22 protein-coding genes and 1 riboswitch are annotated in these 23,300 nt (G+C 75.2%); of the genes, 1 reads left to right on the top strand and 21 read right to left on the bottom strand.

What is annotated here, in order from left to right:
- Positions 1 to 39: 39 nt before the first annotated feature.
- The 13 genes from ribH to F7P10_RS36710 form a co-directional block, all read right to left on the bottom strand.
- Positions 40 to 552, bottom strand: a complete 513-nt coding sequence (gene ribH, locus F7P10_RS36770) for a 6,7-dimethyl-8-ribityllumazine synthase (RefSeq protein WP_151016658.1) — start codon at positions 550 to 552, stop codon at positions 40 to 42.
- A complete protein-coding gene (locus tag F7P10_RS36765; RefSeq protein ID WP_151018525.1) occupies positions 552 to 1,790 on the bottom strand; it encodes a bifunctional 3,4-dihydroxy-2-butanone-4-phosphate synthase/GTP cyclohydrolase II in 1,239 nt (412 codons plus the stop codon). The genes ribH and F7P10_RS36765 overlap by 1 nt, the downstream gene beginning before the upstream one ends.
- A gap of 59 nt (positions 1,791 to 1,849) precedes the next feature.
- On the bottom strand, positions 1,850 to 2,506 hold the full coding sequence (gene pnuC, locus F7P10_RS36760) for a nicotinamide riboside transporter PnuC (protein ID WP_151016657.1): 657 nt from the start codon (positions 2,504 to 2,506) through the stop codon (positions 1,850 to 1,852).
- Positions 2,503 to 3,111, bottom strand: coding sequence for a riboflavin synthase (locus F7P10_RS36755; protein WP_151016656.1), 609 nt, complete (start codon positions 3,109 to 3,111; stop codon positions 2,503 to 2,505). Before F7P10_RS36755 ends, pnuC begins: the two co-directional genes overlap by 4 nt.
- A gap of 71 nt (positions 3,112 to 3,182) precedes the next feature.
- A riboswitch (FMN riboswitch) is annotated at positions 3,183 to 3,313 on the bottom strand.
- 155 nt (positions 3,314 to 3,468) lie between these two features.
- A complete protein-coding gene (locus F7P10_RS36750; protein ID WP_151016655.1) occupies positions 3,469 to 3,852 on the bottom strand; it encodes an STAS domain-containing protein in 384 nt (127 codons plus the stop codon).
- Positions 3,853 to 3,974: 122 nt separating this feature from the next.
- Entirely contained in the window at positions 3,975 to 4,649 is a 675-nt protein-coding gene (locus F7P10_RS36745) for an HAD-IA family hydrolase (protein ID WP_254716214.1), read from the bottom strand.
- The gene (gene rpe, locus F7P10_RS36740) at positions 4,646 to 5,323 is read right to left on the bottom strand and encodes a ribulose-phosphate 3-epimerase (RefSeq protein WP_151016654.1); all 678 of its coding nucleotides are present in this window, start codon (positions 5,321 to 5,323) and stop codon (positions 4,646 to 4,648) included. Before rpe ends, F7P10_RS36745 begins: the two co-directional genes overlap by 4 nt.
- A gap of 12 nt (positions 5,324 to 5,335) precedes the next feature.
- Positions 5,336 to 6,298, bottom strand: a complete 963-nt coding sequence (locus tag F7P10_RS36735; protein WP_151016653.1) for a phosphatase PAP2 family protein — start codon at positions 6,296 to 6,298, stop codon at positions 5,336 to 5,338.
- Positions 6,299 to 6,358: 60 nt separating this feature from the next.
- Positions 6,359 to 7,795: an RsmB/NOP family class I SAM-dependent RNA methyltransferase gene (locus tag F7P10_RS36730; RefSeq protein WP_151016652.1), complete on the bottom strand. Its 1,437-nt coding sequence runs from the start codon at positions 7,793 to 7,795 to the stop codon at positions 6,359 to 6,361.
- Positions 7,795 to 8,724 (bottom strand): methionyl-tRNA formyltransferase, encoded by a 930-nt coding sequence (gene fmt, locus F7P10_RS36725; protein ID WP_151016651.1) that lies wholly within the window; start codon positions 8,722 to 8,724, stop codon positions 7,795 to 7,797. The genes F7P10_RS36730 and fmt overlap by 1 nt, the downstream gene beginning before the upstream one ends.
- A complete protein-coding gene (def, locus tag F7P10_RS36720) occupies positions 8,724 to 9,269 on the bottom strand; it encodes a peptide deformylase (protein ID WP_151016650.1) in 546 nt (181 codons plus the stop codon). Before def ends, fmt begins: the two co-directional genes overlap by 1 nt.
- A gap of 162 nt (positions 9,270 to 9,431) precedes the next feature.
- Positions 9,432 to 11,228 carry a hypothetical protein gene (locus F7P10_RS36715; protein WP_151016649.1) on the bottom strand — a complete coding sequence of 599 codons (1,797 nt, stop codon included), beginning with the start codon at positions 11,226 to 11,228 and terminating at the stop codon, positions 9,432 to 9,434.
- 16 nt (positions 11,229 to 11,244) lie between these two features.
- Positions 11,245 to 13,368, bottom strand: a complete 2,124-nt coding sequence (locus F7P10_RS36710; RefSeq protein WP_254716213.1) for a primosomal protein N' — start codon at positions 13,366 to 13,368, stop codon at positions 11,245 to 11,247.
- 143 nt (positions 13,369 to 13,511) lie between these two features.
- Between F7P10_RS36710 and F7P10_RS36705 the strand changes: the two genes are divergently transcribed.
- The gene (locus tag F7P10_RS36705) at positions 13,512 to 15,188 is read left to right on the top strand and encodes an MFS transporter (RefSeq protein ID WP_254716212.1); all 1,677 of its coding nucleotides are present in this window, start codon (positions 13,512 to 13,514) and stop codon (positions 15,186 to 15,188) included.
- 247 nt (positions 15,189 to 15,435) lie between these two features.
- Here the strand turns inward: F7P10_RS36705 and metK are convergent, their stop codons facing one another.
- From metK to F7P10_RS36665, 8 genes are all read right to left on the bottom strand, one after another.
- Complete coding sequence (metK, locus tag F7P10_RS36700; protein WP_151016647.1) at positions 15,436 to 16,641, bottom strand: methionine adenosyltransferase; 1,206 nt, start codon at positions 16,639 to 16,641, stop codon at positions 15,436 to 15,438.
- 123 nt (positions 16,642 to 16,764) lie between these two features.
- Positions 16,765 to 18,018 (bottom strand): bifunctional phosphopantothenoylcysteine decarboxylase/phosphopantothenate--cysteine ligase CoaBC, encoded by a 1,254-nt coding sequence (gene coaBC, locus F7P10_RS36695; RefSeq protein ID WP_151016646.1) that lies wholly within the window; start codon positions 18,016 to 18,018, stop codon positions 16,765 to 16,767.
- A 98-nt stretch (positions 18,019 to 18,116) separates the two neighbouring features.
- Positions 18,117 to 18,371, bottom strand: a complete 255-nt coding sequence (gene rpoZ / locus F7P10_RS36690; RefSeq protein WP_026405772.1) for a DNA-directed RNA polymerase subunit omega — start codon at positions 18,369 to 18,371, stop codon at positions 18,117 to 18,119.
- A 51-nt stretch (positions 18,372 to 18,422) separates the two neighbouring features.
- Entirely contained in the window at positions 18,423 to 19,010 is a 588-nt protein-coding gene (gene gmk / locus F7P10_RS36685; RefSeq protein ID WP_151016645.1) for a guanylate kinase, read from the bottom strand.
- A 154-nt stretch (positions 19,011 to 19,164) separates the two neighbouring features.
- Positions 19,165 to 19,491: an integration host factor, actinobacterial type gene (mihF, locus tag F7P10_RS36680; RefSeq protein WP_151016644.1), complete on the bottom strand. Its 327-nt coding sequence runs from the start codon at positions 19,489 to 19,491 to the stop codon at positions 19,165 to 19,167.
- Positions 19,492 to 20,612: 1,121 nt separating this feature from the next.
- The gene (gene pyrF, locus F7P10_RS36675) at positions 20,613 to 21,338 is read right to left on the bottom strand and encodes an orotidine-5'-phosphate decarboxylase (RefSeq protein ID WP_151016643.1); all 726 of its coding nucleotides are present in this window, start codon (positions 21,336 to 21,338) and stop codon (positions 20,613 to 20,615) included.
- Entirely contained in the window at positions 21,335 to 22,330 is a 996-nt protein-coding gene (locus F7P10_RS36670) for a dihydroorotate dehydrogenase (protein WP_151018522.1), read from the bottom strand. The genes pyrF and F7P10_RS36670 overlap by 4 nt, the downstream gene beginning before the upstream one ends.
- An 8-nt stretch (positions 22,331 to 22,338) precedes the next feature.
- Complete coding sequence (locus F7P10_RS36665) at positions 22,339 to 23,241, bottom strand: dihydroorotate dehydrogenase electron transfer subunit (protein WP_151016642.1); 903 nt, start codon at positions 23,239 to 23,241, stop codon at positions 22,339 to 22,341.
- Positions 23,242 to 23,300: the final 59 nt, after the last annotated feature.

Raw genomic sequence — 23,300 nt, 5'->3', positions numbered from 1 at the left:
TGCCTTTCGATGGGATGCGTGACGGGTTTCCGGGGACGTTCAGGAGCCCGAATGCTCCAGGCCGTACCCGGCGTGACCGTGATGCCGCAGACCTCGCAGGGTCAGAGCCGTGTCTAGCGCGGCCACAGTCGCCTCCCATCCCTTGTCCTCGCGGCTGCCGGGCAGCCCGCTCCGCTGCATTGCCTGCTCAATGTTGTCACATGTGAGGACCCCGTTGCCCACCGGAGTCGACTCGTCGAGCGCGACACGTGTCACACCGGCGGTCACCGAGTCGCACACGTAGTCGAAATGGGCGGTCTCGCCGCGGATGACCGCGCCCAGGACGACGACGGCGTCCAGGTCGCGGGCGAGCTGCTGGGCCACGACGGGCAGTTCCAGCGCCCCGGCGACGCGCACGACCACCGGCTCGTCGATCCCGCACGCCTTGGCGGCCGCCAGGGCGCGCTCCAGCATCGGATCGGTGATCGGCTCGTGCCAGCGGGTGCAGACGACGCCGAGCGTGAGCCCGGCCGCGTCGACGACGGTGTCCTCGGGGCGTCCCGCGCCGCTCATCAGAGTCCCTCGATCTGGTGTCCGAGACGGTCCCGCTTGACCGTCAGGTAGCGCCTGTTGTCCTCGGTGACCACCACCGGCATGGCCTCGCGGCCCCGCACCTCGATGCCGAAGCCGTGCAGGCCCCGCAGCTTCGCCGGGTTGTTGGTGAGCACCCGTATCGAGCGTACGCCCAGGTCGCGCAGCATGTGCGCCGCGTTGGAGTACTCGCGCGCGTCGGCGGGCAGGCCGAGCTCCAGGTTGGCGTCGACGGTGTCGGAGCCGGCGTCCTGCAGCGCGTAGGCGCGCAGCTTGGCCAGCAGGCCGATGCCGCGGCCCTCGTGGCCGCGCAGGTAGAGGACGACGCCGCGGCCCTCCTGCGCGATGCGCTCCATCGCGGCGTCGAGCTGGGTGCCGCAGTCGCACCGCTCGGAGTGCAGGACGTCCCCGGTGAGGCATTCGGAGTGCGCGCGGACCAGCACGTCGGTGCCGTCGCCGAGGTCGCCGAGGACGAGCGCGACGTGCTCGCCGCCGTCCACGGCGCTGGAGAACCCGACGGCGCGCCACGTCCCGTACCGGTTCGGCAGCCGGGTCTCGACGGCGCGGGTGACGAGCGGCTCGGTGCGGCGGCGGTGCTCGACGAGCTGCTCGATGGAGATCAGCTTGAGGCCGTGCTCCTTGGCGAACACCTGGAGTTCGGGGAGGCGGGCCATGGTGCCGTCCTCGTTGACGACCTCGGCGAGGACGCCGGCGGGCGCGAGGCCCGCCATCCGGGCGAGGTCGACGGCGGCCTCGGTGTGGCCGCGGCGGCGCAGCACGCCGCCCTCGCGGTAGCGCAGCGGGAAGATGTGCCCGGGACGGACGAGGTCGCGCGGCTCGGACGCCGAGTCGCACAGCGTCCGGATGGTCTTCGCCCGGTCGGCGGCGGAGATGCCGGTGGTGACGCCGTCGCGGGCGTCCACGCTGACGGTGTAGGCGGTGCGCATCGGCTCGGTGTTCTGCGCGGTCATCAGCGGGATCTGCAGCCGGTCGAGGTCGGCGCCCTCCATCGGGACGCAGATGACCCCGCTGGTGTGGCGGATCGTGAAGGTCAGCAGCTCCGGCGTCGACTTGGCGGCGGCGAAGATGATGTCGCCCTCGTTCTCGCGGTCCTCGTCGTCGACCACCACGACGGGACGCCCCGCCGCGATGTCGGCGACCGCCGCCTCGATGTCGTCGAAGATCCCGTTCCCGTTGTCGATCGTGCCGTGCTCGGTCATGTCGTGCTCGGTCATGTCGTGCTCGGTCATGTCGTGCTCGGTCATGCCGTCGTTGCCGCTCATGCGGTCACCGCCTTGTCCTTGGTGGGGGTAGTGCGCGAGGCCGAGCCGTCCCGGGACTCGCGGAGCCAGTTGCGGAGCCCGAACATCACCATCACGAAGAAGATCCCGTATACGGCTCCGGAGACGTACAGGCCGGACTTGAGGGCCAGCGGGACGCCGACGAGGTCGACCAGCACCCACACGACCCAGAACTCGACCAGCGCGCGGCTCTGCGCGAACGTCGCGACCGCGCTGCCGACGAAGATGTAGGCGTTCGCCCACGGCGACCAGGCGATCTCCAGCCAGGCCAGGTGGGTGAACAGCTGCGCGACGACCGCGGTGCCGAGCAGCAGCACCGCGACCAGCACGATCCGCTCGCGGGCGGTGGCCCGCCGCACGACCAGTCCCTCGCCGTCGCGCCGCCCGCGCGTCCAGCGGTGCCACCCGTACAGGGCGAGACCGCAGAACAGCACCTGCTTGAGCGCGTTGCCGGGGACGTCGGCGTGCAGGGACGCCGCGAGGAGCAGCAGGGCGCCGGTGAGCTGCACCGGCCACGTCCAGATCGTCTTGCGCATGGCGAGCCACACGACGGCGAGGGACAGCGCGTTACCGATGAGATCGGTCCAAAGGACGTGCTCGCCGAAGACGGTGAAGCTCGCGTCGAGCCAGCTCATGGCCGGTCACCGGACGCGCGGTCGCCGAACATGCGCTCGACGTACTTGGCGACGACGTCGACCTCGAGGTTCACGGGGTCGCCGGGACGCTTGTGGCCGAGCGTCGTGAGCGCGAGGGTCGTGGGGATGAGCGCGACGCTGAACCGGTCGGTTCCCGCCTCGACGACGGTGAGGCTGATGCCGTCCACGGTGATCGAGCCCTTGTCGACCAGGTAGCGGCTCAGGTCGGCCGGCAGCGACACCGTGACGACGTCCCACCGCTCCCCCGGCTCCCGGGAGACGATCGCGCCGACGCCGTCCACGTGGCCCTGGACGAGGTGCCCGCCGAGCCGGTCGGACAGCCGGACGGGACGTTCCAGGTTCACTTTCGAGCCCGGTTCGAGCACGCCGAGGCTCGACTTGTCGAGGGTCTCCTTGATGACGTCGGCGGTGAAGACTCCGTCGCGGACGTCCACCACCGTGAGGCAGACGCCGTTGACCGCGATCGACGCGCCGTGCACGGCGTCCTGGGTGACGAGCGGACCGCGGATCGCGAGCGCGACCGAGTCCCCCTGGGGCTCGATCGAAGCGATCTCGCCGAGCTCCTCGACGATGCCGGTGAACACTCCCGGGCCTCCTACTCCAAAGGCTCCGGGGTACGGCAGATATGCCCATTACGCCCCCATGACAGGGACGTACGCGCGCTGCCTCCCATCCGGACTTTCACCGTCGGTCCCGGAGTTCCACCGGGTCAACCGGCCGATGGTTTCGGCCGGGTCGCGGACTGTCACCGCCGGTTCGGAATTGCACCGACCCCGGAGCACGCGTTCATGCTTCCAACCAGTGTGCCATGCCCGACATTCCCCGCCCCATGTGAGAGTCGCCACGACGGCGTTCCGGCCCGCAACTCCCGTGTCCATGCGAGATTCCCGCGGGCGCCCGTGCGGACCGCGCGGCCCGCCCGGACCTGCGGGGACGCTCGGTCAGCCCGCCTCCGTGCCGGGCGGCCCGGTCGCCTCGCGCACGACCTCCAGGGCCTCCGGGACGTCCGCACGGGCGGGGATGAGCCGGTCGATGCCCGTCATACTCAGCAGCCGCTCCAGGCGCCCGGGCACGGCGGCCAGCGTCAGGGAGCCGTGTTCGGCGTGCAGCCGCCGGTAGAGCCTGATCAGCGCGTTCAGGCCGCTGGAGTCGCAGAACGGCACCCCGGACATCTCCAGGACCACGTGCGGGTACCCGTGGCCCACGGCCTCCAGGGCGGCACCGGCCAGCAGCGGGCCGTTGTGCAGGTCGAGCTCCCCCTCGACGGCGAGGACGGCGATCGGCCCGTGCCGCTCGGCGACGGTCACCTCCAGCGCACTGCTCATGTCGGTGGGATGCCCGCCGGGGCCGCACCCCTACCGCGAAACCGGCGGATTCCGGATGATCGTGCCGATTCCCGCCGCCGGACCGGTCGACGCCCGCCCCGCATGCAGGGCGCTCAGGGCGCTCAGGCGAGCGTCAGGCCGTCCGGTCCGGGGACGAGCGCGGTGAGGCCCTCGATGACGTGGTGGGCCTCGCCCAGCGTCTCGGGCGGGTGACTGGTCGTGACCGCGAGGACCGTGGCGCCCGCGGCGCGCCCGGCGGCGACCCCCGCGGGGGCGTCCTCGACGACGACGCAGGCCGCCGGGTCCGCGCCGAGCCTGCGCGCGGCCCGCCGGTACCCGTCGGGGTCGGGCTTGCCGCGCCGGACGTCCTCCGCGGTGATCACCACGTCGGGCAGCGGGATCCGCGCGGCGGCGGCGCGGGCGGCGAGCTGCGCGCGGTCCATGGAGGTGACGAGCGCCCAGGGCAGCCCGTCCATGCCCGCCAGGAGCTCGAGGGCGCCGGGGAGGGCGGTGATGCCGTCGGTCCCGGTGGCCTCCAGGGCGTCGAGGCGGGCGGTGGCCTCGGCGACGCGGTCCGGCGGCAGGAAGTCGGCGACGCGGTCGCTCGTCCGGCGCCCGTGGGAGCCGGCGAGGAACTCCTCGGCGTCGATGCCGTACCCGGGGGCCCACAGGCGGGCGGCGTGCTCGACGAGGGGCGTGGAGTCGATGAGCGTGCCGTCCACGTCGAAGAGGACGGCCGCGCACGGCAGGTGCGCCCCGCCCCGCGCCGGCCCGCCGGCGTCCGCCCGGCCCGTCACCAGTCCGCCTTGGCGGTCGCCTCCTCGGCCTGGCCGCGCAGGCGGCGGACGGCCTCGGCCGGGTCGTCGGCGCCGTAGACGGCGCTGCCCGCGACGAACACGTCCGCGCCGGCCTCGGCGCACCGCTCGATCGTCCCGGCGCTGACGCCGCCGTCGACCTGGAGCCAGACGGGCAGGTCGCGGCCCTTGATCAGCTCCCGGGCGCGGCGGACCTTCGGCAGCACGACGTCGAGGAACGGCTGCCCGCCGAAGCCGGGTTCGACGGTCATCAGCAGGAGCATGTCGATCTCACCGAGGAGGTCCTCGAACCCGTCCACGGGCGTGGCCGGGTTCACGCCGAGGCCCGCGCGCGCCCCGGCGGCCCGGATGGCGCGCAACGTGCGGACGGGCGCCTTCGCGGCCTCGGCGTGGATGGTGACGCTGCCCGCGCCGGCCTCGGCGTACTCGGGGGCCCACCGGTCCGGGTCCTCGATCATGAGGTGGCAGTCGAGCGGGAGGGCGCTGCTCTCCAGCAGCGACCGCACGACCGGGAGCCCGAGCGTGAGGTTCGGAACGAAATGGTTGTCCATGACGTCCACGTGCACCCAGTCGGCGGAGTCGGCGATGCGCTCGACGTCCTCGGCCAGTCGGGCGAAGTCGGCGGACAGGATGCTGGGTGAGATCTGCGGAGCCATGATGCGACGAGTCTATTGCCGGTGGCCGGGCGGTCCGTCCCCCGGCCGGGTGACGGCGGGGGTGGTCTCGGGACGGGTGCGCGACGCCAGGCCGAGCCGGGCGTACGCCTCGGCGGTCCCGGCCGTCACCCACAGGGCGGCGAGCGCCTGGACGGCGTACGCCTGGACGGGGTGCGGGCCACCGAACGGCAGGTTCAGCGCGAGGAGCGGCAGGGCGCCCGCGATCCCGACGCCGAGCAGGGCGAGGCGGCGCCCGAGCGCGCCCGCCGGTTCGGGCCATCCGCGCCGCGCCGTGATCGCCGCGCCCGCGAGGAACCCGCACAGGGCCCCGGTGATCATCGCCGCCTGGGTGAGGCTCAGCGGCTCGACGTCTCCCCCGGCCTCGATGATCTCCCGCCGCCAGCCGGGCGGGTACCGGAAGTCCTGGAGCGGCCGGAACGCGCCCCAGGCGGCGGCCATCAGCAGCAGGGGGATCCCGAGGGACAGGAGCGCCTGGACGGCCGGGCGCCGCCGGACCCACCACGCCACGACGGCGGGCCCGACCGCCAGCGCCAGCAGCAGGAGCGCGCCGCCGACGGCCCAGCCCGCCAGGACCTGCGTGACCGTGTGCGCGCCCAGGTACACGCGGGACGCGCCGATCAGGACGATCATGACGACGGCGCCCGCCCACGGCACGGGACGGCTGGCCCGCATCGCCAGGAAGCCCCAGAAGACGATCCCGTTCTGCGCGTGACCGGACGGCATGCCGAACGAGGAGTGGGGCGCGAGTCCCTCGACCGACGGGTCCGTCCAGAACGGCCGGGGGTCGTGGAAGACCATTTTGAGCAGCGTGTTCAGGACGGCGCTGAGCAGCAGGAGCACCGTGGCGCGCGCGGCGAGACGCGGCGCGACACACCAGTACAAAACCACCAGCAGCGGGACGTAGAAGGCAGCGCTCCCCAGAGCCGACACGACGTGCATGAAGGCGGTGAGCACGGACCTCCCCTACGAACCGGCGGGCTCCACGGTGAACACGAGCCCTCGTCAAGGTGAACGTCAGGTGCGGCGCAGGAGTGCCAGGAACATCGCGTCCGTGCCGTGGCGGTGCGGCCAGAACTGCGCGTAGGGGCCGTCGCCGAGGCCGGCGAGGCCGGGAGCGAGCCCGGTCAGGACGGACGGGGCGTCGAGCCGCTCGGCACCGCCGTGGGTACGGACGACGTCGTCGACGACGACGCGCGTCTCCGCGAGATGCGGCGAGCAGGTGACGTACGCCACCACGCCGCCCGGCCGGGTCGCGTCGAGCGCGGCCGCCAGCAGGCCGCGCTGCAGCGGGCCGAGTTCGGCGACCGACTCGGGGCCGCGCCGCCAGCGCGCCTCCGGGCGCCGCCGCAGGGCGCCGAGACCCGTGCAGGGCGCGTCCACCATGACCCGGTCGAAGGCGCCCGGACGCCAGGGCGGCACGGTGCCGTCGGCGGCGAGCACCCCGGCGCGGCCGTCCACGGCGCCGCGCACGAGCCCCGCCCGGCGCGGCTGGACGTCGGCGGCGACGAGCCGCGCGTCCCGCTGCGTCGCGACGGCCGACAGCAGGCCCGCCTTGCCGCCCGGCCCCGCGCACACGTCGGCCCAGCGCGCGTCCCGTCCGTCCACGGGGACCTCGGTGAGCGCCAGGGCGACGAGCTGGCTCGCCTCGTCCTGGACGGCGGCGCGGCCCTCCCGGACGGCGGCGACGGCGGACGGGTCGCCGTCGGGCAGGACGGCGCCGTGCGGCGAGTACGGGGCCGGTTCGGCGCCCGCCCCGGCCAGCTCGGCGACGGTGGCGCGGCCCGGGCGGGCGACGAGCGTCACGCGCGGGCGGGCGTTGTCGGCGGCGAGCAGGTCCTCGATCTCGGCCGGGCCCACCGCGTCGCGCAGCGCCGACACGATCCACTTCGGGTGGCTGTGCGCGACGGACAGCCGCGCGACGGGGTCGGCGTCCGGCGGCGCGATGATCGCGAGCCAGCCGTCGAGGTCGCGGCCGGCGACCTTGCGCAGGACCGCGTTGGCGAACTTCGCCTGCCCCGGCCCGGCGACCGAGCGCGCCAGCTCCACGGTGGTGCCGACGGCGGCGTGCGGCGGGATGCGGGTGGCGAGGATCTGGTGGGCGCCGAGCCGCAGCACGTCCAGCAGCGGCGCGTCGATCCGGCGCAGCTCGCGGTCGCTGCACAGGGCGAGGACGGCGTCGTAGGTGCCGCGCCCGCGCAGCGTCCCGTAGGTCAGCTCGGTGGCGAGCGCGGCGTCGCGGCCGGAGAGGTCGCGGTCGCGGAGCCGGGCGGGCAGCAGCAGGTTGGCGTAGGCGTCGCGGGTCTCGACGGCGCGGATGACGTCGAACGCGGTGCGGCGGACGAGGTCCTGCGGGCGTCCGGTGCGGCGCGGGCCGCCGGGGCGCCGCCCGGCGCCGCCGTTCCCCTTGCCCCGGTTGTCGCGGTTTCCGCCGTGTCTGCGGGTGTGCGGCATCAGTGCAGCGCGTCCTCGTCGGTGATGGCGGCGCCGCGCGCCCAGGCGGCGGCGGGCATGGGCCGTTTGCCGGGCGGCTGGACGTCGCCGAGGACGACCGGGTGCGTGGCCGTCCCGGCCAGCACCTCGTTCTTGCCCGCGCGCAGCCGTCCCGGCGGCAGCGGCGCGGCGTCCGGCGGCGCCGGGCGGACGGGCCCGAGCTTCAGCCGGGCGCCGCGGAACTCCGTCCACGGGCCCGGCGCGGGCGTGCAGGCGCGGACGAGCCGGTCGATGTGCCGCGCCGGGGCGGTCCAGTCGACGCGGGCGTCCTCGGGGTTCAGCTTCGCGGCGTGGGAGACGCCCTCGGCCGGCTGCGGGCGCGCCTCGAGCACCCCCGCCTCGATCCCGTTCATCGTGTCCAGCAGCAGGCCCGCGCCCGCGACGGCGAGCCGTCCGAGCAGGTCGCCGGAGGTGTCGTCCGGCCGGATCGGCTCGGTCAGCACCCCGTAGACGGGGCCGGTGTCGAGGCCCTCCTCGATCTCGAACGTGGCCGCGCCCGTCACGTCGTCGCCGTGCAGGATGGCCCGCTGGACGGGCGCCGCGCCGCGCCACGCGGGCAGCAGCGAGAAGTGCAGGTTCACCCAGCCGTGCCGGGGGACGTCGAGGGCCTCGCGGGGCAGCAGCGCCCCGTAGGCGACGACCGGGCAGCAGTCGGGCGCGATCTTCCGCAGCCGGTCGAGGAACTCGGGATCGCGGACCTTCGCCGGCTTGAGCACCTCCACCCCGGCCGCGGCGGCGCGCTCGGCCACCGGGCTCGCGGCGACGCGGCGGCCCCGCCCCGCGCGCCCGTCCGGGCGGGTGACGACCGCCGCCACCTCGTGCTCGGACGCCAGCAGCGCGTCCAGCGACGGCAGCGCCGTGTCGGGCGTCCCGGCGAAGACCAGCTTCATCAGATGGCCTTCCCGAACGTGCGGTGCGGCGACTCCTTCACGACCGGCGCCGGGTCGCCGAACCACTCGGCCTCGCGGATCGCCTTCATCGCGGCCTTGCGCTGGTCGGCGTCCATCCGGTCGATGAACAGCACGCCGTCCAGGTGGTCGGTCTCGTGCTGGACGCAGCGGGCCAGCAGGTGCGTGCCCTCCAGCGTGATCGGCTCCCCGTGCATGTTGAAGCCCTTGGCGACGACCCCGACGCTGCGCGGCGTCGGGAACGCCAGGCCGGGCAGCGACAGGCAGCCCTCGTCGTCGGTCTCCTGCTCGTCCGTCAGGTCCAGGGTGGGGTTGACGACGTGCCCGAGGCGGTCGTCCACGTAGTAGGTGAACACGCGCAGGCCGACGCCGAGCTGCGGCGCGGCCAGCCCCGCCCCGGGGGCGTCGATCATCGTGTCGGTGAGGTCCTTGACGAGCTTGCGCAGCTCCTTGTCGAAGTCCTTCACCGGATCGGCGGGGGTGCGCAGCACTGGATCGCCGAAGAGGCGGATGGGCTTGACGGCCAAGGATGGCTCCCTTTCCCGCAGGGGTCGTGCGTTCCGTTCGTGGGACGTGCTCATGGGACGTGCCCCGTGGCGCGTGCCCGGTGGGACGTGCCCGTGGGACGTGCTCGGGGCGCGTGCCCGTGGTGCGTGCCCGTGGTGCGTGCCGTCCAGTTTACGGAGGCGTCAGGCGGATCGCGCCTTGTAGGCGGCGGTGCGGGCCGTCTTGGCGACCGCCCGGTCGGGGTGGTGGTCTCCGAGGGCCTCCAGCACCTCCACCAGGTCGGGGTGCTCGATGCGCCACAACTCGTCCGCCATCGCCGCCATGTCGGTCTCCGGCGGGACGTCGGCGAGCGCGGCGGCGACCGCCTCGGCGGCGTCGGCGGCCTCCAGCATCCCGGCGACGGTGTCGACGAACACCCACAGGTACTCGTCGCGGGTCAGCTCCCGGCCCGCGGCGTCGCCCGCCGACGCCAGCCACATCGCCGCGTACGGGGCGACGAGCGGATGGTCGCCCGCCGCGCGCACGACCGGCGCGGCGTCGGCGCCGATGCGGTGCAGGACGGTCGCGGCGATGTTGCGGGCGCCCGGTCCGCCGGTGCGCATGACGTCGAGGAGCTCGGCGGCGCCCGCGGCGGCGTCCCGGCCGGCCAGCCAGCCGTCGATCTCCTCGACGGCGGTGTCGGGGCGGTGCCACGCCAGCCCCGCGACCAGCTCGGCCGCCGACGCGTCCGCGAGGTCGCCGACGACCGGCGCCAGGAAACCGTCGGCTACCAGCAGCTCCCGGACGGCCCAGACGGCGAGCGGCGTCAGCGCCCGGCCGTCGCCGGCCGCCTCGTCGCCCGCCGGCGCGACGATCCCCCACCCGGCCAGGACGTCCAGCTCCCGGCGGAACGCGTCGGCGAGGAGCCGCGACATCGCCGCGCCCTCCTCCGCCACGACGTACTGCTCCCCGATGTGGTCGATCATCGCGGCGACGAGCGCGTCCGGCGGGGTCGGCTCCTCCTGCTCGTACAGGTGGATCAGGACGCCCGTCAGCGCGTTCTGGACCAGCTCGGCCGCGTCGAGGCCGTCCTCGTAGTCGTGCTCGGGCACCGCGACGGCGTCGAACAGCGGCAGCCACGCGGCCAGCACCTCGCCGTCGTCGCCGGACCGCAGCCCGGCCAGCGCCGGGCCGGGCGCGGCGCGGCCGCCCTCGACCTCGATCACCTCGGCGGCGGCCGCCGCCCACCAGAGCCGCTCCAGCTCGCCGTCGGGCTCGCCCGCCGGGCCGGCCTCCGCGAGCCCGAGGACGCGGCGGGCCTCCGCCGCGTCGGCGCCGGTGAGGGTCTCGTGCTCGGTCAGCGCGCGCTCGCCCGTCCATTCGGCCAGCGCGACGACCGCCGCGGTCAGCCGGGACGCGCGCGCCGCCGCGGCCAGCTCCCCGTCCGGCGCGATCCGGACGGGCGGGACGACGCGCTCCTCGACCTCCCGCAGGTACTCCTCCGTGCGGGCGAACCGCTCGTTCTCGGGGAGGCTCTCGAACTCGCGCACCCAGTTCTCGACGGCCTCCCGGTCCTCCATGGGGACGCCGTCGGCCTGCATCAGCCCGGCGACGACCTCCGCGGCGGCCCGCTGCTCGGCGTCGTCGAAGTCGCCGACGATCTCGGTGAACTCGGGCGCGACCCGGTCGATCTCGGACTCCAGCGCGGCCGCGTCCGGCGCGGTGACCGTCCCGGAGTCGCGCAGGTACCCGACGACGCCGCGCAGCGCCGCCAGGACGGTGGGGACGTCGTCGGCGGCCGCGACGACGGCCTCGGGGAACACCTCCAGCAGGAGGCTCCGGAGCCGCTCGGGGGTCAGTTCCCCGGGACCCGGCAGGCCCAGCTCGTCCCGCATCAGCTCCAGCAGGATGCGCGTGCCCTGCTCGTCGAGCTTCTCTCCGCGCTCGTCCGCCCACCGCCGCAGGTCGCGGTCGGTCGACTCCACCCAGTTATCGGCCACCAGAGCACCCTATTGGTCAGATCAGCTCCAGGGGGTCGATCTCGACGCGTACGGCCTCCGCGGCCTTCCGCGCACTGCGAACACCCCGGGCCTCCTTCAGCGCGCGCGCCAGCGCCGGACCGTCCCGCTGCGGGACGCGGACGAGCGCCCGCTCCCGCTCGGGGCCGCGGTCCCGCCCGCCCGCGTCGCCCTTCCGCGCGTCGCCCTTCTGCGCGCCGGGCGCCGGCGGGACGGGCACCGGCCCCAGCACCTCGGCGGCGTCCGGAAGGCGGGCGTCGCCCAGCAGGTCGCGGATCGCGGCGGGCGTGCCGGTCAGCGACGCCATCCGCACCGCGGGCGGGAACCCGGCGTCGCGGCGCTCGGCCAGTTCCCGCTCCGCGTAGGTGACCGGATCCCACCGGACGAGCGCCTGCACCTGCGGCAGCGTCCCGTCGGCGGCCACGACCACCGGCCCGCCGGACCGGACGAGCGCCGCCGCGTTCATCCAGCGGCGCAGCGCCTCCTCGCCGGCCCGCAGGTCCGCGCGGCCCAGCAGCACCCAGCCGTCCAGCAGCAGCGCGGCGGTGAACCCGCCCTCGGCGACCGGCTCGGCGCCCGGCGTCGCCACCACGAGGGCCCGCTCCCCGCCGATCCGGCCGAGGATCGCGTCCCGTCCCGAGGTGCGCACCGGCACGCCGGGGAACGCGCGGCCCAGCTCCTCGGCCGTCCGCTTGGCGCCCACCACCACCGCGCGGACCTGGAAGTACTGGCATTCCGCGCACCGCCAGTCGCCCGCGATCCGCCCGCACCACCGGCAGTAGGGGGCGGCGTGCGACGACGGCAGCGCCAGCGGCCCCTGGCACGCGGCACAGCGCGCGGGCGTCCGGCACCGGCCGCACGCCAGCCCCGGCAGGTACCCGCGGCGCGGCACCTGCACCAGCACCGGGCCGTCCTCCAGCGCGCGGCGGGCCGCCTGGAACGCGATGTTCGGCAGCCGCGCCGTCCGGGCGGCGGCGTCGCGGGCCAGCTCGCCCTCCTCCCCGACGTACCGGACGCGCGGCATCACCTGCCGGATCCGCGCCCGCTCGGGGGCCAGCGCGTGCGCCCAGCCGGTCTCCACCAGCCGGGTCGCGTCGGTCGTCCGCGTGAACCCGCCGATCAGCGCCCCGGCGCCCGACCGGTGCGCCCGCAGCGCCAGCACCTCGCGCGGGTGCGGGTAGGGGGCGTGCGGCTCGGCGTGCACGTCGTCGCCGTCGTCCCACAGCACGACCAGCCCGAGGTCGGCGACGGGCGCGAACATCGCGGCGCGCGTCCCGACGACCGCGCGCACCGTGCCGCGCAGCACCGCGAGCCACCGGCGGTACCGCTCCGCCGGCCCCGGCTCGGCGGTGAGCGCGATGTGCCGCCCCTCCCCCAGCTCCGCGGTCAGCGCGGCGTCCACACGGGCGACGTCGCGGCCGTCGGCCAGCACGACGAGGGCGCCGCGCCCGGCCCGCAGCGCCGTCGCGACGGCCCGCGCGATCGCGTCCGTCCAGCGGGGACCGGGGAGCGCCGTCCACACGGCGTGCGGTGCCCGGCCCTCGGCCAGCGCGGCCAGGAACGACGGCCCGGCCGGGTACTCGGCCCACGGCCCGGGACCAGCGTCCTCCTCCAGCGGGGGCGGCGGCTCCGGCGGCTCCTCGGCCTCCGCCCGGGCGTGCCGCGGCGGGACGGCGAGCCGCACGACGTCCGCGAACGTCCCGGCGTACCGGTCGGCGACCTCCCGGGCCAGCGCGGCGACCTGGGGCGTGAGGACCGGCTCGGGCGAGGTGACCCGCTCCACGTACATCAGCGTGCCCGCGAAGTCGCTCTCGGCGACGCGCTCCAGCAGGTAGCCGTCGACCAGCTGGCCCCGGAACCTGACCCGCACCCGGCAGCCGGGGACCGCCTGGGCGTCCAGCTTGGCGGGCACGAGGTAGTCGAACGGACGGTCGAGGTGCGGGAGCGGGACGTCGACGGCGACGCGGGCGACCGGCAGTTCCCCGGCGGGGACCTTGGCGCCCTTCTTCGGCTGTTTCTTCGCGGCGCCCGCCGGCTTCGCGGGCTCCGCGCGCGGGAGATCGTCGAGCCCGGGGATCAGGTCCGCTCCCCCGCCGGCCGGCTCTCCGCGCGCCTTCGTCACGTTCCCCGTCCTACCAGATGCCTCCGACCGGCGGACGGCGGCGAACGCCGGGGCGGGCGCCCGTTTGTGCCGGATGGCCGTTCGGTGAATCATTGGCGGATGCCTCCCACGCCCCCTTCGTCCGCCGGACCCCTGCGAGCGCCGTGAGCGTCACGCGAGCCCCCGGACGGGCGGGCGCCCTCCTCGGGGACGCGCGGCCGGACCGTCCCGCCGCGCCCGCCCCGCCCCCGTGGCGGCGGTACGCGAGCCTCCGGCACCCGGTGACGGCGGCGGCGCTGACGGCGGCCGTCCTGCACCTGGTGTGGGCGCTGTTCCTGGCGGCGGAGGGCGGCGACCTCGCCGCGCAGGCCGCGTGGACGGACTTCGCCGCCGAGCACCCCGGCGCCGCGTACAGCTTCACCTGGTACGGCGGGATGCATCCCGCGTCCTACAGCGTCGTCTCCCCGTACGTGATGGCGCTGTTCGGGATCCGGACGGTCGCGACCGTGACGGGCGTCGCGTCCGCCGCGCTGACCGCGCACCTGCTCGTGCGGTTCCGCGCGCCGGTGGCGCTGCCCGCGGCGGTGTGGGCGGCGTTCGCGCTGACCTGCAACAGCGCGTCCGGACGCACCACGTTCGGGCTCGGCCTGATGTTCGCGCTCGCCGCGACGCTCCTGGCGTTCACCCGGCGCGGCACCCCGGTGCGGCGCGGCGCCGGGATGGTCGCGTGCGGCCTGCTCGCGTCCCTGGCCAGCCCGGTCGCCGGGCTGTTCCTGCTCGTGCTCGCGGGCGCCCTGGTGCTGACCCGGCGGTTCCGCGCGGCGGTCGCGGTCGGCGCGGGGCTGCCGGTCGTGTCGGGGACGACGAGCCTGCTGTTCCCGTTCGGCGGGGTCCAGCCCATCTCCTTCGACGCGATCGTGCTCCCGGCCGCCGCGAGCGTCCTGGCGATCCTGTGCTGCGCGCCCGCGACCTGGCGGTTCGTCCGGATCGCCGCGGGCGTCTACCTCGCCGGGATCCTGCTGACGTGGCTGATCCCGTCGCCGGTGGGCAGCAACGTCGAGCGCCTGTCGCTCCTGTTCGGCGGCATGTTCCTGCTGGTGGCCGTCGGGTGCGCGCGCGGCCGGATCCGGCTGGCCGCGCTGTCGCTGGCGTTCGTCGTGACGGCCGCCTGGCAGGTCGTGAAGCCGGTCGACGACATCGTCCACACGGAGCCCGCCGGCCGCGCGGCCGACCACGCGCGCGGTCTCGTGGCCGAGCTGGAGACCCTGGACGCGGACGAGAGCCGCATCGAGGTCGTGCCGCTGCGGTCGCACTGGGAGTCGGCGGGGCTGGCCCGCGGGTTCACCCTGGCCCGCGGCTGGAACCGGCAGGTGGACGCCGAACGGCACGGGCTGTTCTACGAGGACGGCGCGCTCACCGCCGAGTCGTACCGCGACTGGCTGCACGAGTGGGCGGTCAAGTGGGTCGTGCTGCCCGCCCAGGAGGTCGACTGGGCCGCCGAGGCCGAGGCCGCGCTCGTCCGGTCGGAACCGGCGTACCTGGCGGAGGTGTGGCGCGACGAGCACTGGCGGCTGTTCCGCGTCCGGCACGCGACCCCGCTGGTGGACGCGCCCGGCACGGTCGCGCGGCTGAACGCGGGCGAACTCGCGGTGGACATGCCGTCCGCGGGGTCGGTGCTGGTGCGCGTCGCCTGGTCGCCGTGGCTGGACGTCACCGGGCCCGGGAGCGGCTGCCTGCGGCGCGAGGGCGAGTTCGTGCGGCTGCGGGTCCCGGCGCCGGGCCGCTACACCCTCGCGGCCCGGTACGGCGCCCTGAGCCACGGAACGCACTGCCCGTCCTGACCCGCCGTGCCTGAGGCCCCTCAGCGCACGTCCACACCGCCGAGCGCACACCCGCTGCGCGCCGTGGCCGCACGCCGTGGCCGCGCGCCATGCGTGGGGCCGCCCGTCGTGACCGCCCCGCGCCGTGGCCGTACGTCGTGACCGCACGGCGCATGCCGGGGCCGCACGGCGCATGCCCGGGAGCCGGACGGCGACGGCCCCGGACGCGCGGGGCGTCCGGGGCCGGTCGGTGCCGTCGGGCCGGGAATCAGAGACCGGCGGCGGCGGCGAGCGCCTTCGCGCGGTCGGTGGACTCCCAGGAGAAGTCGGGCTCGGAACGGCCGAAGTGGCCGTAGGCCGCGGTCTGGGAGTAGATCGGGCGGAGCAGGTCGAGGTCGCGGACGATCGCGCCCGGGCGGAGGTCGAAGACCTCGTCGACGGCCTTCTCGATCTTCTCCGGGTCGATCTTCGCCGTGCCGAAGGTCTCGACGAACACGCCGACCGGGTGGGCCTTGCCGATCGCGTAGGCGACCTGCACCTCGGCGCGGTCGGCGAGCCCGGCGGCCACGATGTTCTTGGCGACCCAGCGCATGGCGTACGCGGCGGAGCGGTCCACCTTGGACGGGTCCTTGCCGGAGAACGCGCCGCCGCCGTGCCGGGCCATGCCGCCGTAGGTGTCGACGATGATCTTGCGGCCGGTGAGGCCGGCGTCGCCCATCGGGCCGCCGATCTCGAAGCGGCCGGTGGGGTTCACCAGCAGCCGGTAGCCCTCGGTGTCGATGCCGGCGGCGGCCAGCACCGGGTCGACCACGTGCTCCTTGACGTCGGGCGTCAGCAGCTCGCGGAGGTCGATGTCGGGGGCGTGCTGGGACGACACGACGACGGTGTCGAGGCGGACGCCGCGGTCGCCGTCGTACTCGATGGTGACCTGCGTCTTGCCGTCGGGGCGCAGGTAGGGCACGGTGCCGTCCTTGCGGACGGCGGACAGCCGCTGCGCGAGCCGGTGCGCGAGCGTGATCGGCACCGGCATCAGCTCGGGGGTCTCGTTGGTGGCGTAGCCGAACATCAGGCCCTGGTCGCCGGCGCCCTGCCGGTCGAGGTCGTCGCCGCGCTTGTCGCGGTCGTCCCCGGCGCGCGTCTCGTAGGCGTCGTCGACGCCCTGGGCGATGTCGGGCGACTGGGCGCCGATGGACACCGACACGCCGCAGGAGTGGCCGTCGAAGCCCTTCTTTGACGAGTCGTAGCCGATCTCGAGGATCTTCTCCCGGATCAGCGCCGGGATGTCCACGTAGGTCTCGGTGGTGACCTCACCGGCCACGTGTACCTGGCCGGTCGTGATCAGGGTCTCGACGGCGACCCGGCTCTTCGGATCGTCCTTGAGCATCGAGTCGAGGATCGCGTCACTGATCTGGTCCGCGATCTTGTCCGGGTGGCCTTCGGTGACGGACTCGGAGGTGAACAGGCGGCGAGACACGTACGTGAACTCCTTGCAGCGGCTGCTGACTGACGTCGCAGGACGGATGATACTTCGGGCCGGCGGGAGGGGCCGCCCCGCCCGGGCGACCCTAGGGTCAAGTGGGCAGTCTAGCGGGCGGGATCAAGATCGAGGTTTCAGGCGGGCGACGATCAGGTCCCACACGGTGTCGGCCAGCTCCTCCTTCGCGCCGCGCGGCACGTCGGTCCGGGAGCCGTCCGCGCCGAGCACGACGGCGGCGTTGTCGGGGGTGCCGAAGGCGAGGTTCTCGCCGACCTGGTTGACGACGAGGAGGTCGCAGCGCTTGCGGGCGAGCTTGGCCCGCCCGTTGGCGAGGACGTCGTCGGTCTCCGCGGCGAACCCGACGATCACCTGATCGGGACGCCGGCGCTCGCCGAGCTCGGCGAGGATGTCGGGGTTCTTGACGAGCTCGATCGGTTCCGGCTCGCCGTCCGGGGTCTTCTTGATCTTCGAACCCCGGTACGCGGCGGGCCGGAAGTCGGCGACGGCGGCGGCCATCACGACCGCGTCGGCGGGGCCGTCCGGGTCGCCGGCCGCGTCGAGGACGGCCGCGCGCATCTCCTCCGCGGACCCGACGGGCACGACGCGGGCGCCCGCCGGATCGGGCAGCGCGACGTTGGCGGCGACGATCGTGACGCGGGCGCCGCGCGCGACGGCGGTGCGGGCGAGCGCGTAACCCTGCAGGCCGGACGAGCGGTTGCCGATGAAGCGGACGGGGTCGATCGCCTCGCGCGTCCCGCCGGCGGAGACGACGACGTGCCGGCCGGCGAGGTCGCCCGCGGGGTCGGCGGCGCGCACGCCGCGTTCCCGCTCGCCGCGGGCCAGGACGCGGCGGGCGACCTCGAACAGCTCGGCCGGGTCGGGCAGCCGCCCGGGGCCGGTGTCGGCTCCGGTGAGCCGCCCCGCGGCGGGCTCGACGACGATCGCGCCGCGCGCGCGCAGCGTCGCGACGTTGTCGCGGGTGGCGGGGTGCTCCCACATCTCGGTGTGCATCGCGGGCGCGAACACCACCGGGCAGCGCGCGGTGAGCAGGGTGTTGGTGAGCAGGTCGTCGGCCAGGCCGTGCGCGGCGCGGGCGAGCAGGTCGGCGGTGGCGGGCGCGACGAACACCAGGTCGGCGGTCTGCCCGAGCCGGACGTGCGGGACCTCGGCGACGCCGTCCCAGACGTCCGGGGAGACCGGACTCCCCGACAGCGCCGCCCAGGTGGGCTCGCCGACGAAGCGCAGCGCGTCCGCGGTGGGGACGACGCGCACGTCGTGGCCCGACTCGGTGAGCCGCCGCAGCAGTTCGCACACCTTGTAGGCGGCGATGCCCGCGCCGACTCCGAGGACGACGCGGGGCTTACCGGAGGTCATGCCGATCCCTCTCCCGGCTCACCGGCCCGGTGCTCGCTCCCCCAGGCGCGGTGCCGGGTCCGTTCGGGCCGCGGGTCGGCGGCCCGGTCTGGTCCGTCTCAGCCTTCGATGGGCTCGGCGTTCAGGAGGCCCTCGCGCGTCTCGCGGAGCGCGATCGAGAGGGGCTTCTCCTGGACCTGGGTCTCGACGAGCGGGCCGACGTACTCCAGCAGGCCCTCGCCGAGCTGGGCGTAGTAGGCGTTGATCTGCCGGGCGCGCTTGGCCGCGATGCTCACGAGGCCGTACTTGGTGTCGACGACCTCGAGGAGCTCGTCGATCGACGGGTTGGTGATGCCTTCGCTGCTGGCTGCCACTCCGTGGCCTTCCACTAGGGTGCGGGGCGTCCGCCGGTGGGCGGACTCCGGTCATTGAACAGCCATCAAGGCTAGCAGCTCGGAGCACACGCCCCGGACGGACGTGTTGACGAGCGTGACGTCGAACTCTTTCTCGGCGGCGAGCTCGACGCGGGCGGCGTCCAGGCGCCGCTCGATCACCTCAGGGGGCTCGGTGCCGCGGCCGGTGAGGCGGCGGACGAGTTCCTCCCAGGACGGGGGTGCGAGGAAGACCAGCTGCGCCTGCGGCATGGTCCCCCGCACCTGGCGGGCGCCCTGCAGGTCGATCTCCAGCAGGACGGGCTCGCCGCGGGCGAGCCGCTCCTCGACGGGCCGCCGGGGGGTGCCGTAGCGGTTCCCGGCGAACTCCGCCCATTCGAGGAGCTCTCCTTCGTCGACGAGCCGGTCGAAACCGGCGTCGTCGACGAAGAAGTACTGCACGCCGTGGGTCTCACCCGGGCGGGGGGCCCGGGTGGTCACCGAGACCGACAGCCACACCCGGGGGTGTGAGCGCCGGATCTCGGCGACGACCGTGCTCTTGCCGACGCCCGACGGTCCGGACAGGACCGTCAGCCGCCGGGCGAGCGGCCCGCGGGCCGGGGAGCCGTCCGGCGCAGTCATGGGTGCGCCGGAGTCGGGCGGGATGGTGCCGGCTTCCGGGAGCCCGCCGCCGGGGAGCCCGGCACCGGTCGACCCGGTGCCCGGCGCCCCGTGTCCGGGGAGCCCGGAGCCGGCCGCGGCGGTCTGCCCGCCGCGCCCGTCCGTGAGTCGCGCGTCAGCGGTTCGCACTTCCGCCGAACTCACGCTCCAGGGAGGCGCGCTGGTTGGCGCCGAGGCCCCGCACGCGGCGGGACTCGGCGATGCCCAGTCGCTCCATGATCTGCTTCGCACGGACCTTGCCCACGCCGGGCAGCGATTCCAGAAGGGCCGACACCTTCATCTTTCCGATGACGTCGTCGGTCTGACCTTCCTTGAGAACCTCGGCGAGCGAGGTTCCCCCGTGCTTGAGCCGGTTCTTAACCTCGGCCCGCTCCTTGCGGGCCTTGGCAGCCTTCTCCAGGGCTGCGGCGCGCTGTTCGGGGGTTAGGGGCGGAAGAGCCACGCCGGGTCACCTCAGGTTTCCACTCGACGGAGTCGGACGGGTTGGGAAACTAGCGAGTTCACGCCCCATAAGGCAACGTGAAGTGCCGTTTAGCCCACCACAAATTCACGAAAATCACTCCCCGGAGTGTCCTCAATACAGAGTGTACACAACTTGGACGCTCCGGAAGGCGACCCCTGCACCTTGCTGGGACTTTCGGGAGATCGTGAAAAACCCCCCATTCCGGCCCGGTTCGCGGCATTGAGCACCGTTGGCCGGGACGGCCGAGGGCGCCGCACCGGCCTCCGCACGGCGGCGGCGCACGCGCCGGATGCCCGGCCGCGCCCCGCGCGAGGCGGCCCGTGTGAACCTCCCCACAGGACGTCCCGACCGAGTGACGCTCGTCACGCCGCGCCGTTCCGCACGTCGCGACGGTCCCGCAACTGCCATCCTCGACAACACCCGCCCGCCAAGATCGTTACCGTTCCGGAGGCTCCCCGCCCGACACCGCTCCCCCTTCCCGGCGCCCGTACGCGCCTCCGCGCCCGTCCGCGGCTCCGCCGTCGGCCGTCCGCGCGAGAACGGTCCCGCGGGCCGCACCGGGCGCGTTCCGCCCTATGGGAAACGCCCCCATGCGGCCCCGTTCACGAACGCCGGGCGTTCACCGCGTTTCGCATTGTGGAAGTCGCCGGGCGGCATTCGCGCGCACGGCAAAAACCGCAATGGGTGATCAGCCGCGGGCAACTGCGCGCCCGCCGCAACGCGACGCCAAATCCGGCCCGCAAAGCAAATCTCGCCATACGGGACCCCGCCCGTCCCATAATGCGACGCGCGACCCTGTCATGACGGATCGCGCGACTCATCCGCTGCCGGGACCGGCCCCCGTCGCCGGGGGACGACCGCGGGTGGCCGGGAGGGCGGTCGCCCCCGAGGCGACCGGTGCCCGCCATCTTCGCACGTCAGGGAGGGCACGTCGCAACCGGGGTCCCGTCCGGACACGCTCCCGCCCACTCCGCGGAGCACGCCGGAAGCGACGTCTCACCGGAGCGGCGGCGCCATTACCCCGGCCATGACCCGAGGGCTGTCAAGACGCCCTCCGCACCTGGCCTCCGCGCCGGGCCGCCGCCCCCGCCGGGCCGGGCTCAGGACGGCGCGCCGGAGCCTTCGGCGGACGTGCGGCGCAGCGCGGCGGCGAGGCCGGCGGCGGCCGCGCCCGGGTCCGGCGCGCCCGTGATGGGACGGCCGACGACGAGCAGGTCCGCGCCCGCGGCGAGCGCCTGCTCGGGCGTCGCGACGCGGGCCTGGTCCTGGACGTCGGTGCCCGCGGGACGCACGCCGGGCGTGATGAGCGTGATGTCGGGGCCGACCTCGGCGCGGACGGCCGCGGCCTCCTGCGGCGAGCACACCAGCGCCTGAGCGCCCGCCTCGACCGCCAGGACGGCGAGGCGGCGGACGGCGTCCGGTGCGGGCCCCTCGATGCCGAGCCGGGCCAGATCGGCGTCCCCGAGGGACGTCAGCACGGTCACCGCGGCGATCTTGGTGGCGGGGACGGCGTCCACCGCCGCCCGGATCATCGCGGACCCGCCCGCGGCGTGCACGGTGAGGAAGGACGGCTTGAGCCGCGCGACGGCGCGCGCCGCGCCGCGCACGGTCGCGGGGATGTCGTGCAGCTTCAGGTCCAGGAACACCTGCACGCGGCTGGCGCCCCGGACGCTCGCGACGACGTCCGGGCCGTACCGCAGGTACAGCTCCAGGCCGACCTTGACGGTCGAGACGTGCGGCGTGACCAGAGTGGCCCAGCGCGCGGCCGTCTCCAGGTCGGGCGCGTCCAGCGCGACGGCTATCGGTGCGGCGGGGGCCGGGGTCACGTTCGCTCCTTCTCGGGCTCGTCGGGCCGCACCTGGGGCGGCACGTAGCCGGCGGGCCGGTGGGCCAGCCCGACGGCGGCGGCCAGGCTCCCGATCCCGCGCGCCGCGAGGGCCTCGTCGAGTTCGCGCAGGATGCGGGGGCCCGCCGTGGGGTCGTGGAACAGGGCGGTGCCGACGGCGACCGCCGACGCGCCGGCGAGGACGAACTCGAGGGCGTCCAGGCCGGTGACGACGCCGCCGACCCCGATGATGGGGGTGCGGGGCAGCGCGGCGTGCACCTGGTAGACGCAGCGGACGGCGACCGGGCGGATCGCCGGGCCCGACAGGCCGCCCGACACGCCGGTGAGGGCGGGCCGCAGCGTGTGCGGGTCGATCGCCATGCCGTCCATGGTGTTGATCAGCGTCAGCCCGTCGGCGCCCGCGTCCACGCAGGCCAGCGCGATGGTGACGACGTCGGTGGCGTCCGGGGCGAGCTTGGCCAGGACGGGGACGCCGGGCCGCGCGTGGTCGCGCACGGCCCGGACGGCCGCCGCGGCGGCCGACGGGTGCCGCCCGAAGGTCCCGCCGCGGTCCCCGGCGTTCGGGGCGGCGAGGTTGACCTCGATCGCGGCGACGCCGGGCACACCGCGCAGCCGCCGGGACAGGTCGCCGTACTCCTCGACGCTGTTGCCCGCGACGGAGACGACGGTGCGGACGTCCTGCTCGATGAGCCACGGCAGGTCGTGCTCGAGGAAGGTCTCGATGCCCGGCCCGGGGAGCCCCATGGCGGTCAGGAGGCCGCTGGGGGTCTCGGCCACCCGCGGCGTGGGGCGTCCCGCGCGCGCTTGGGGCATGACGGACGTGGTGACGAACGCCCCCAGCCGGGAGAGTTCGAAGAACTGGGCCAGTTCCCGGCCGGTGCCGCCGCATCCGGACGCGGTCAGGACGGGGTTGGGCAGTTCGAGGGCCCCGATCGCGGTCCGGAGCCGGTCCCCCGCCGCGCGCTCGTTCATCCGGTCGCTCACCGCTCGCTCCCCTCGGCGGCGCCGCGCGCACCGGGCGACAGGACGCGCGGCGCGCCGAGCGCGTCGAACGGGATGGTGCCGAGGTCGCCCCACCGGACCCGGTCGCCGCGCAGGACGGGGCCGTCCGCGCAGGCGCGCGCCATGCGGGTGACGCCGTCGTCGCCGTGGACGGGCAGCACGCACGTCATGCACACGCCGATGCCGCACGCGCCCGTCCGCTGCATGAACTCCTCGACCGACACCTGGGACGGGAGCCCGAAGTCCCCGGCGACCTGGGTGACCGAGCGGAGCAGGTCGGTGGGCCCGCAGCCGTAGACGACGTCCGCGGCGGTCTCGTCGATGACGCGGGGCAGCACGTCGCGGACGGCGCCCCGGTCGCCGAGCGTCCCGTCCGCGGTGACGACGGTGGCGCTGTCGCCGATGCGCTGCGCCATCCGGGAGCCGAACACCTGCCGGGCGGACGGGCCGCCGAGGACGAAGTGGACGCGGCAGCCCCGCCGCAGCAGGGAGTCGGCGAGCGCGAACAGCACCGCGCCGCCGGGGCCGCCGCCCACCAGCAGGCAGTTCACCGGGTCGCGGGGCAGCCGGAACGGGCGGCCGAGCGGGCCCAGGAGGTCGAGCTGGTCGCGGGAGCGCAGCCCGGCCAGCCAGCCGGTGCCGGGCTCGGTGTCGGCGAACACGACCTCGACCGTGCCGCCGTAGTCGGACTTGACCTCGTGCACGCCGAAGCAGCGGCGGACGAGCCGGGCGGACTGCCGCCCGCCGACGGCGACCGCGATGAACTGGCCGGGCCGGAACCGTTCGGCGATGGCCGGGGCGACCAGCGTCAGCGCGTGGTAGTCCTGCACCTGGCGGACCGTCAGGACCGTCGCCGAGGTCTGCACCGGTGTGTCGGACACCCGTCTCCCTCTCCTCGTTCGCCTCGCCCGGTCCCTCCGCGCGGTCTCGCCCGCACGGT

The sequence above is a fragment of the Actinomadura sp. WMMB 499 genome (assembly GCF_008824145.1).
Taxonomy (GTDB): domain Bacteria; phylum Actinomycetota; class Actinomycetes; order Streptosporangiales; family Streptosporangiaceae; genus Spirillospora.
The sequence above is the reverse complement of the archived record's forward strand: the minus strand, read 5'-3'. Positions and strand labels throughout refer to the sequence as shown.